The 1447-nt window shown below is 55.2% G+C and carries 1 protein-coding gene; it reads right to left on the bottom strand.

Annotated features, from left to right (window positions below):
* Positions 1–34: 34 nt before the first annotated feature.
* Positions 35–1395 (bottom strand): IS3 family transposase gene (locus tag ACU6HM_RS18755; protein WP_446764197.1). Its coding sequence is split into 2 segments (ribosomal slippage): positions 35–891 and positions 891–1395, totalling 1362 coding nucleotides; the frame shifts between segments, so codons are not numbered across the junction.
* Positions 1396–1447: the final 52 nt, after the last annotated feature.

Here is a 1447-nt window from a genome sequence, read left to right as displayed (position 1 = left end):
TTGAACTGACCCCCATAAGTTGGACGGTCAGAAGTTAGAGCTCGAAGGCCTGAGTTCGGTATTGCACCGGGCTCAGGCCTTTTAGTTTGAGCTTGATGCGGTCGTGGTTGTAGTAATGAATGTATTGCTCGAGATCCGCCTGTAACTGCTCAATACTCTCGAAGCGGTTCAGGTGGAAGAGTTCAGCTTTGAGGGTGCCAAAGAAGCTCTCCATGGCGGCATTGTCCAGGCAGTTGCCTTTGCGTGACATGCTTTGGGTCAGGCCATGTTCAGCAAGTTGACGCCGATAAGCAGGCATCTGATACTGCCAGCCCTGATCGGAGTGCAGCAGTGGAGTCTGTTCGTCGCTCAGCTTGCTCCATGCTTTTTTGAGCATGTTTCCCACCAGAGAGAAGTGAGGTCGTCGCTGCATTGCGTAGGTTACGATTTCCCCGTTGTACAGGTCCATCACAGGTGAGAGATAGAGCTTCTCTCCCCGAACGTTGAACTCGGTGATATAGGTTACCCACTTCTGGTTCGGCCGCTCGGCCTGGAATGCGCGGGCCAGGAGATTAGGCACACTGGCCTGCTGTCCTCGGTAGGAGCGGTATTTCTTGGGGCGCACCAGCGACTTCAGCCCCAACACTCTCATCAAACGCTGCACCGCTTTGTGATTCACCGTCTCGCCCATTTGGCGAAGCGCCGCCGTGATGCGCCGGTAGCCATAGCGCCCCTTATGGCATTCATAGAGGGCGCGAATCCGCGACTTTAGATCGGCTTGCCGATCGCCAGCCTGCTGCGCCTTTACCTGATAATAAAACGTGCTACGCGCCAGCCCTGCTGTCTTGAGCAGCACCGCCAGATCGTGGCCTTGCCTCAGCTCAAGCACTACCCGCGCTTTTTCTGCGCGGCTAGCGCCTTGGCCTGACGCAAGGCCCTCAATTTTTTTAGGTAGGCTACCTCTGCGCGTAGATACTCGTTCTCCTTGCGCAACTGCTCGAGCGTGCGCGCATCGTCAGGCAGCGGCGGCAATGGGGTGGGTAAGTCAGACGTTGGCATCTTCTTGCGGCCTCCTCGTGGCTTGGGCTCTAGCGCCGATATTCCACCTTCGTCATACTGGCGCATCCACTGAGCAACCTGGGCGGAACAACGAATATCATACAACTGCGCCACTTGCTGGCACGACAGATCATCGCGCCACAGATGCTTGAGCACCTTTATCTTGAAGGCCGCGTCGTAAACGCTGTGCTTTTTGTCCAGGCCCGTTACACCATGCTGTCGGTATCGCTGTACCCACCCTCTAACTTGGCTATGGGACAGCCCATAAAACGCAGCAACTGCCTTCAGGCCCCCATGCTGTTCTGATAGATAACGATGAACAACGGACAGCTTGAACTGACTATCGTATTTCGTCATGAAAAACACCCCAAAGGTCGGATCAATGTCCAACTTTTGGGGTGCAGTTCAC

The sequence above is a fragment of the Alcaligenes sp. RM2 genome (assembly GCF_052931795.1).
This window is presented reverse-complemented; position numbering and strand designations above follow the sequence as displayed.